Genomic DNA, 8,216 nt, shown 5'->3' with positions numbered 1-8,216 from the left:
AGCGCTGCGCAGACGAAGATCGCCAGTTTCGCAGTCACTGTCCTGACAGTACTTGCAGCCATGGGGCCCCCGTTCGGGTTACGCGGCGGATGCTACCATCGCCATACGGAGTCGGACAACTCGCGCCCGCTCGGACGTTCCGCCATCCCTATCCGTCGCTCCCGCGCAAGCGGGAGCTTAGAGTCTGGATTCCCGCTTCCGCGGGAATGACAGATCAGGTCTGCTCCGTCCGACATTCGGAGCGTCCCGAACAGGTCGTGCCCGCGCAGGAGACCGCCCACGCGTCGAATTGACATCGAACCAGGGCGGTTCTACGATTCGGGAGTCGCCGAAGCAGCGCCAACGCCACCATCGGAGGAGCGCATGCGCGAAGACCCGAAGCCGTCCGTTGGCGAGGCGTTCGCCCGTCTCGTGGAGATCATCGCCATCCTGCGGTCGGAGAACGGGTGCCCGTGGGACCGCGCCCAGACGCACACGTCTCTGACGAAGGACCTGGTCGAGGAGACCTACGAGGTCATCGAAGCCATCGAGGTTGGCTCCCCCGGCAAGCTAGCAGAAGAACTGGGCGATCTGCTCATCAACGTGGCGCTCCACGCCCGCATCGCCGAGGAAGCCGACGGACTCAGCATGGTGGACGTCCTCAACCTGACGAACGACAAGCTCGTGCGTCGGCACGAGCACGTCTTCGGCGAAGGCGACGCCGGTTCCCCGGAAGAGGTGATTCGTCTCTGGGAGCGCATCAAGCGCGGCGAGCCTGGATCGTCGGAGCGCGTGTCGGTGCTCGATGGTGTGCCGTCCGGTCTTCCGGCGCTGATGGCGGCGGCGAAACTTCAGAAGAAGGCGTCGCGCGTGGGATTCGATTGGGAGACGGTGGCTCCCACCATCGAGAAGGTGCGTGAGGAGGTCGCGGAACTCGAAGCCGATATTGCCATCGGTTCCGACAGCGACCGTCTCACGGAGGAGCTCGGCGACGTGCTGTTCGCCGTGGTCAACGTCGCGCGGTTGCTGGGCGTCGAGCCAGAATCCGCCCTGCGGAGCGCGAACGCCAAGTTCTCTCGGCGGTTCCAGAGCCTCGAGCAGGAGCTGCAGAGCCGTGGCGAGGATTTCGGCGACCACGACCTCGAGTCGCTGGATCGGATTTGGGACGACGTGAAGCGGCGGGAGCGCGAGGAACCGTCGAGCGTCAGTCCTTCAGACTGAACCGAACGATGTGCGAGAGCGCGGCGACTCCGTCCTTCCAGTTGATCTTCTTGCCTTCATCGAACGCGCGCCGCGAGTAAGAGATTGGCACCTCGACGATGCGGAGCCGCTTCTTGGCAAGCTTCGCGGTGATCTCCGGCTCGAAGCCGAAGCGGTCGCTGCGGAGCCGGATCGTCCGCAAGATATCCGTCGGGATGAGCTTGTAGCATGTCTCCATGTCGCTCAGCCGGTAGCCCGTGAAGAGGTTGGACAGCCAGGTCAGCGCGCGGTTGCCGTACGTGTGCCAGGTGGCGCTATCGACTTCGAGGAACCGCGAACCGTAGACGATATCGGCATCGCCAGCGAGGATCGGGGCGAGCAGCCGACCGTAGTCGTTGGGGTCGTATTCCAGGTCGGCGTCCTGCACGATCACGAGGTCACCGGTCGCCATCTCGAAGCCAGTCCGAAGCGCCGCGCCCTTCCCACGGTTCTCAGGATGGTATCCGAACCGTATCCCTGCCGGGCTATGCGCCTCCAACGCCTGCAGGAGCTCCCGCGAGCCGTCCGTCGAGCAGTCGTCGACGATGACGATCTCGATGGGAATATCCACCTCGACCGCCTGAACGCGCCGAAGGAGCTCCTCGACTGTATCGACTTCGTTGAAGCAGGGAATGACGACGGACAGAAGTCCGTATTCGCGCTTGCCACGACTGGCTTTGGGCATCAGCGTCCTCCCGACCGGGTCCCAGGCGGACGTTATCACGCGTTGCACCGGCGCACAACAGCGTCGAGCGGCTGGCACGCGTCGCGTTGACACCCCGCGTTCGACGCTCGACAATCGGCGCATCGACAGGGAGGGGAGGAACCGATGATCGTCGATTGCCACACGCACATCTGGGACTTCGACAAGCATCTCAGCCCGGAGTTCCTGGGAGACTCCACCCGCGCCAAGTCCGGCGGCGTCCAGATGGACTTCAGCCTCGACGATCACTACGCCGCGATGCGCCCCGTCGATCACGCGTTCGTCTTCGCCTTCAAAAGCACGACCCTCGGCGTTCACGTTCCCAACGAGTTCGTCGCCGACTACGTCTCGCGCGACCTGCGGCGGCTGAGCGGATTTGCCTGTGTCGATCCGACAGACCCCGACTGCGTCGGCGAACTGGAAGACGCCGTCCGTCTGCCCGGCATGCGCGGGCTAAAGCTCGCGCCCATCTACCAAGCCTTCGACCCGTTGGGGCCCGAAGCGGACGCCGTGTTCTCAGCCGCGAATCGGCTCGGGCTGCCCATCATCCTCCATCAGGGGACGACCTTCGTGACCCGGGGCCCGCTGAAGTGGGCGCACCCGGTTCTGCTGGAGGAGATCGCGCTTCGCTACCCGAACCTGAAGATGGTCATCGCCCACCTGGGGCATCCGTGGGAAGCGGACACCATCGTGCTGATCCGCAAGCAACCGAACGTCTACGCGGATATCTCGGCGCTCTACTATCGCCCGTGGCAGTTCTACAACGCGATGGTTCTGGCGCAGGAGTACGGTGTCACCCACAAGCTGCTGTTCGGCTCTGACTATCCGTTCACGACGCCGGCGAGCTCGTTCGAGGCGCTACGGCGCGTCAACGACCTCGTCGAGGGAACCCGCCTGCCGCGCACCTCTCAGACCGCGCTCGACGAGATCATCCACCGCGACACGCTCGACCTCTTGGGGATCGACCCATGCTGATCGACACGCAGGTGCACGTGGGGTTGCTCTACGACCGCTATCCGCCCCTGACGCCGAAGATGCTCCTCGACTGGATGGACGCCAACGACATCGCCATGTCCGCGCCGTTGCCGCTGGAGAGCCCCGAAGCCGTCAGCTACTACATCACGTCCTTCGAGATGATCGCGCTGGCGAAGGAGCACCCCGACCGGTTCCTGCCCTTCTGCGTCATGGACCCGCGCATGTCCACCAGCGGCGCGAAGGAGGGTCCGCGCAACGTCATCCGCCGGTACGTCGAGATGGGAGCCGTCGGGTTCGGCGAGGTCATCCCGCCACTGCCCATCGACCATCCGCTGCAGATGGACGTGTTCGCAGCGTGTGACGAGTTCCGCCTGCCCGTCGTCCTGCACATGGACAGCCAGTACTGCACCGACAACCCGAACCTGGACGGGCTCGAACGCGTGCTTCGCGCGTTCCCGAGCTCGGTGTTCATTGGACACGGGCCCGGATTCTGGGCTCCCATCTCCGGCGATGTCACCGAGGCGCAGATGGGAGCCTACCCGAAGGGCCCCGTGAGGTCAGGCGGAGCCGTTGAGCGGCTCATGACCACCTATGCGAACCTGTGGGCGGACCTCTCAGCCGGTTCCGGTCACAACGCCATCGCCCGCGACTGGGAGCACGGCAAGGGGTTCCTCGAACGCCACCACCGGAAGCTGCTCTTCGCCACGGATTATCTCTATCCGGGACAGCCCATCCCGCACTTCGAGATGCTGGCGGAGGCTGGCGTGTCCACCGCCGCGCGGGAGCGCATCGAGTCGGCGAACGCCCGCGAGCTGTTCCGCTTCTGACTCACGGGAGGACCTCCCGCTGCCCGACAGGAAGCTGATCAAGAAGCTGATCGAGTTCGGATGGGACGAACCGGACACGGCGTTCATGCGGAGCCATGTCGCCGAGATGCGCGCGACGCCCTTCGATGGAACCGTGTTCCACATGATGGCGCGTCAGGACGACGCGAACACCAACTTCACATGGCACAGTTGGGGAACCGAAGCCTACGACGCGGCGGCGTTCGCCCACGTCATCGACGACCTGAAGGCGACGCGCGAAGCCGACGGGTTCCCGCACAACTTCCTGCGGTTCAACGTGACGCCCGGCGGTGTGGACTGGTTCGACGACTTCTCGGCGATCCTGCACAACGCGGAACTCGCCGCGAGCGTCGCCAAGGAAGGCGCGTGCGACGGGCTCCTCTTCGACATCGAGCAGTACAACTCGCCGCTGTTCCAGTATCGCGGACTGCGGGATGCCGCGACGAAGCCGTGGCACGTCTACGCCGACCAGGCGACTCGGCGCGGCGTGGAGGTCATGGAGGCGTTTCAGGCGGGGTTCCCGGACCTGAAGGTGTTCCTGACGTTCGGCTACTGCCTGCCGTGGTACGAGACGCGCCGAGGCGAGCGAGAGTTGGCGGACGTCAGCTACGGACTGCTCGCGCCGTTTCTCGACGGGATGGTGTCAGCGGCGCGCGGCGGAACCAAGCTCGTCGACGGACACGAGTCCTCCTACGGCTATCGCGACCCGGCGCAGTTCGACGCCGCCTACCGCACGATGAGCGAGGAGCTCCTGCCCATCGTCGCCGACCCGGCTCGGTACGCCGAGGTGTTCAGCTTGGGGTTCGGCTTGTGGCTCGACCACGACTGGCGGCGGCAGGGCTGGGACGATACCGACATCAGCGCCAACTACCACCAGCCGGAGCAGTTCGCGGCGTGCCTGCGCCACGCGCTGGAGGTGTCGGACGAGTACGTGTGGATCTACACGGAGACTCCGCGTTGGTGGTCGCCGGAGGGCCCGGTCAAGCTGCCGGCAGCGTACGCCGATGCGATCAGACGGACGCGGTCGTAGCCGTTCCCCGCTTCGGGTACTGACCACGAACTCGCGTCGTCAGGGACATGGCTGCCAAGAGCCGTGGCACTCCGCCTGCCGGCGCAGATCGCCGGTTGCCGTGCTCGGTCTCGCGGATGGAATCGTGGACGTGCGTTGAAGGGATGCGTTACGGCATATCGCGTTTGAGGCGAGCCCAGGTGACGGGCAGTACTTCCTGGGCAGTAGCGGCGGCGAGTCTGTAGATACGAAGGCAGTCCGGAGAGCCGTCTTCGGCCGGATTCTGATCGAGATTCCCACGGCTGTTTACTTCTCTCGCGCGCCTGCCTCTGTAGGCGCAGACCGTTGGGACGTGTATAATCGAGACACGGCCGACACGAGCGCAGAGGGTTCCACACAATGCCGGATGCTGTCGGACTGATCGAGGTCGAAGGGGTGGCTGCGATCGTCGTCGCGGCTGATGCGGCGGCGAAGGCAGCGAACGTGAAGCTCCTCGGATGGGACTCCATCGGGGGCTACACGGCCCTCTTCTTCTCGGGAACCGTGAGCGCCGTCGCAACCGCCCTCGGAAGCGGCGAGGCCACCGCGCGTAAGCTCGTCGAGCACGTCGTCGCGGCGTCCATCACGCGCCCCGACCCGGTGTTCCGGGGTCACATCGCGTTTCCGATCATCGAGTCGATTCCGGACGTACCGGGAGCGCTGGGAATCGTCGAGACGCGAGGCTACGCCGTCCAGATGCAGGTCGCCGACGCAATGGTCAAGGCTGCTCGCGTCGAGGTCGTCAATGTGCTCACCGTGGCGAACCGTGTCGTGTGCTCGCTGTATCGCGGCGCAGTCGACGCCGTCGAGGAAGCGATGCAGGTCGCCCGAACCATACTCGCCGACTATCCGCACTTCCTGTGCTCGGCGATTCTGCCTCAGCCGGTTCCAGACGTGCTCCGAGCCTTTGGCAAGCGACCGGGCGGAGGGAGCGGCGTATGACGGCAACCCAAGGGAGGGCGTTGGGAGTCGTCGAAACGCGCGGCATGTCGGCGCTGGTGTCCGCCGTAGACGCCATGCTGAAAGCCGCTGGCGTCCGGCTCGTCGGTCGGCATGGCATTGGTTCAGGCTGGGTGACGGCGGTCGTCGAGGGTGATGTCGACGCCATCGGGACGGCGATCCGCGCTGGGACCGAGGCCGTCGGGTCGCATGGTGAGCTGATCCGCACAGAGACCATCGCCGGTCCTGACCGAACGGCGTCCGATGCGATGCCGCATCTCGCGGCAAACGTCGAGCCGTCAGACGATGGACGCGCGCTCGGGCTCCTGGAGACGCAGGGCGTCGCGCCGCTGATCGTCGGAGCGGACGCCGTCGCCAAGTCCGCCGATGTCGAGCTGACCGGCTGGGCGTTCATCGGCGGGGCGTTGTGCCACCTGGCGGTCCGGGGCGACGTATCGGCGGTTCGGACGGCGATCGACGCAGGCAGACGCGCCGTTGAGCCCGTCGGGACGGTCTACGCATCAGCGGTTCTGCCAAGACCCCACGCGGGCGTCGACGGGATGCTGCCCGGGCGACTGGCCGGGGAACCGGAGCGCGTCGGCGCTCTCGGCGTGCTAGAGACGACGGGGTATGCCGCGTGCGTCGCCGGGACAGACGCGATGGTGAAGGTCGCTGATATCGGGCTCCGGCGGTTCTCCATCGGCAGCGGCGGTCGCATCGTCGCCCTGGCGACGGGCAGCGTTGACGATGTCCGCGAGTCGGTCGAGGCGGGTAGGGCGATCTCTGAGGACGTTGGGGGGTCCGTCGCGGCGCATGTCGTCTCGAGCGCCGATGAACAGGTTCTTGCGTGCTTCGGCGGGACGTTCAGCGCGAAGGCGGAAGCCTCGGGCGAGGCGATGGGGCTGCTGGAGACACGAACCACGGTCGGGCTCGTCAAGGCGATGGATCGGATGCTGAAGACCGCTTCCGTGACGTTCGAGGGCAACTACAAGGTCGGGTACTTCCTCACGGCAAGCGTCATACGAGGGGACGTCAGCTCGGTGCGGGAGGCGCTCGACGTCGGCGCGCAGGAGGCGGCGAGGTACGGCGACGTCGCCGGGGTTCACATGATCCCGCACCCGTACGGCGCGCTCGAGGAGCGCCTGCCGCATCGGTGAGCGCGCCGCCGCGCGGAGCACCCATTCGAAGGCGAGGTACGATGCGAATCGACGAACCGGTGATCACCGTCCAGATGCTCGAGACCAGCCTCAAGGGCGACTCGACGCTCGAAGTCGCGCCGCGTGCGAAGCTGACGCCGATGGCGATCGACTATCTGCGGGCGCGGGGCGTCGAACTCGTGCGGCGCGAAGCGGCACAGCCCGCTCCAGCTCCGCACGTGGTACCCGCGAAGCCTGTTCCAGCATCAGCAGGCAGCCGCGCTCGGTTCAAGGGCATCTTCTGCCCGAACATCATCATCTTCGACGCCGAGCAGCGGATCAACTACTCCGAGATGGAGCGCTACATCGACTGGCTTATCGAGTCGGGCATCCACGGGCTCTACCCGAACGGCAGCACGGGCGAGTTCGTCCGGCTCTCGTGGGAGGAACGTCAGGACGTCGTCCGGCTCGTATGCTCGGTGAACCGGGGGCGGGTTCCCGTGCTCGCCGGAGCCAGCGAGGCGAACCTCCGCGACGTGCTGAGGATGACCGAGTTCTACGCCAAACTGGGCGTCGACGCCATCTCGCTCGTCGCGCCGTACTACTACAAGATATCGGAACGGAGCCTGTTCGAGTACTTCGCCGAAGTCGCGCGCCAGTCTCCGCTGGACATCCTGCTCTACAACATCCCGCAGTTCACGCAGGACATCCCGCTGAAGATGATGGAGGAGCTCCTGGAGTTCGAGCGCATCTTCGGCACGAAAGACTCCAGCCGCGACCTGCCTCGGCTCGAAAACACGATGCACCGGCTGCGGAAGCATCGTCCCGACTACGTCGTTCTCGTCGGATGCGAAGAGATTCTGTTTCCGTCCGTGCTGATGGGAGCCTGCGGGGGAACCATCGCTACATCGGGCATCATCCCGGAGGTCATCACGGAGCTCTACGACCTCGCCGTCGCCGCGAACGTGCCGAGGGGACGCGAGATCCAGTACCGCATTCTCGACCTCATCAACCTGATGCTGCTGGGAACCAACTTCCCGGAGGGCTTTAAGACGGCGGTCGCCGTGCGGGGGTTCGACGTGGGTCCGCCCCGACAGATGATGAGCGAGGAAGAGCGCCAATACTTGCTCGGGCTCGAGTCGCAGGTGTCGTGCCTGCTGAGCGACATGGGGTACGATGTGGATCGCGCTCGCGCGTGCCCGGCGCCGTCTGAGCCGCCGATACTCAGACGGTGAGAGCTCCGTCTTGCGCGATCAGAAATAGGTCGCCACGCTGAACAGAGCCGCCGCACCATCGCTGGGGTTGTTGAACGCGTCCCGCTCGCGGCTGCGTTGGTAGTCCAGTTTGAAGAC

At 65.6% G+C, this 8,216-nt stretch carries 8 protein-coding genes; 7 read left to right on the top strand and 1 reads right to left on the bottom strand.

From position 1 onward, the window contains the following. The first annotated feature begins 363 nt into the window (after positions 1-363). Positions 364-1,200, top strand: coding sequence for a nucleoside triphosphate pyrophosphohydrolase (gene mazG, locus FJZ36_16740; GenBank protein MBM3216546.1), 837 nt, complete (start codon positions 364-366; stop codon positions 1,198-1,200). On the opposite strand, the gene FJZ36_16735 is transcribed toward mazG, so the two are convergent. After that, the gene (locus FJZ36_16735) at positions 1,184-1,903 is read right to left on the bottom strand and encodes a glycosyltransferase family 2 protein (protein ID MBM3216545.1); all 720 of its coding nucleotides are present in this window, start codon (positions 1,901-1,903) and stop codon (positions 1,184-1,186) included. The two genes, mazG and FJZ36_16735, sit on opposite strands and share 17 nt — an antisense overlap. A gap of 144 nt (positions 1,904-2,047) precedes the next feature. Here FJZ36_16735 and FJZ36_16730 point away from each other — a divergent pair, with 144 nt between their 5' ends. From FJZ36_16730 to FJZ36_16705, 6 genes are all read left to right on the top strand, one after another. Beyond that, entirely contained in the window at positions 2,048-2,896 is an 849-nt protein-coding gene (locus FJZ36_16730; GenBank protein MBM3216544.1) for an amidohydrolase, read from the top strand. Continuing rightward, positions 2,890-3,723: an amidohydrolase gene (locus tag FJZ36_16725; protein MBM3216543.1), complete on the top strand. Its 834-nt coding sequence runs from the start codon at positions 2,890-2,892 to the stop codon at positions 3,721-3,723. The genes FJZ36_16730 and FJZ36_16725 overlap by 7 nt, the downstream gene beginning before the upstream one ends. Positions 3,724-3,808: 85 nt before the next feature. Next, positions 3,809-4,771 (top strand): hypothetical protein, encoded by a 963-nt coding sequence (locus FJZ36_16720; protein MBM3216542.1) that lies wholly within the window; start codon positions 3,809-3,811, stop codon positions 4,769-4,771. Between the two features lie 378 nt (positions 4,772-5,149). Further along, positions 5,150-5,731 carry a BMC domain-containing protein gene (locus FJZ36_16715; protein ID MBM3216541.1) on the top strand — a complete coding sequence of 194 codons (582 nt, stop codon included), beginning with the start codon at positions 5,150-5,152 and terminating at the stop codon, positions 5,729-5,731. Beyond that, complete coding sequence (locus tag FJZ36_16710) at positions 5,728-6,885, top strand: BMC domain-containing protein (GenBank protein MBM3216540.1); 1,158 nt, start codon at positions 5,728-5,730, stop codon at positions 6,883-6,885. Before FJZ36_16715 ends, FJZ36_16710 begins: the two co-directional genes overlap by 4 nt. A gap of 41 nt (positions 6,886-6,926) precedes the next feature. Further along, positions 6,927-8,099 carry a dihydrodipicolinate synthase family protein gene (locus FJZ36_16705; protein MBM3216539.1) on the top strand — a complete coding sequence of 391 codons (1,173 nt, stop codon included), beginning with the start codon at positions 6,927-6,929 and terminating at the stop codon, positions 8,097-8,099. Positions 8,100-8,216 lie beyond the last annotated feature (117 nt).

It is taken from the genome of Candidatus Poribacteria bacterium (assembly GCA_016866785.1).
Taxonomy (GTDB): Bacteria; Poribacteria; WGA-4E.
The sequence above is the reverse complement of the archived record's forward strand: the minus strand, read 5'-3'. Positions and strand labels throughout refer to the sequence as shown.

Excerpts from the sequence above, each read along its gene's own strand:
- FJZ36_16705 (MBM3216539.1), top strand. The coding sequence starts at position 6,927 with ATGCGAATCGACGAACCGGTGATCACCGTCCAGATGCTCGAGACCAGC.
- FJZ36_16735 (MBM3216545.1), bottom strand. The coding sequence starts at position 1,903 with ATGCCCAAAGCCAGTCGTGGCAAGCGCGAATACGGACTTCTGTCCGTC.
- FJZ36_16725 (MBM3216543.1), top strand. The coding sequence starts at position 2,890 with ATGCTGATCGACACGCAGGTGCACGTGGGGTTGCTCTACGACCGCTAT.
- FJZ36_16715 (MBM3216541.1), top strand. The coding sequence starts at position 5,150 with ATGCCGGATGCTGTCGGACTGATCGAGGTCGAAGGGGTGGCTGCGATC.
- FJZ36_16720 (MBM3216542.1), top strand. The coding sequence starts at position 3,809 with ATGCGGAGCCATGTCGCCGAGATGCGCGCGACGCCCTTCGATGGAACC.
- FJZ36_16710 (MBM3216540.1), top strand. The coding sequence starts at position 5,728 with ATGACGGCAACCCAAGGGAGGGCGTTGGGAGTCGTCGAAACGCGCGGC.
- FJZ36_16730 (MBM3216544.1), top strand. The coding sequence starts at position 2,048 with ATGATCGTCGATTGCCACACGCACATCTGGGACTTCGACAAGCATCTC.
- mazG (MBM3216546.1), top strand. The coding sequence starts at position 364 with ATGCGCGAAGACCCGAAGCCGTCCGTTGGCGAGGCGTTCGCCCGTCTC.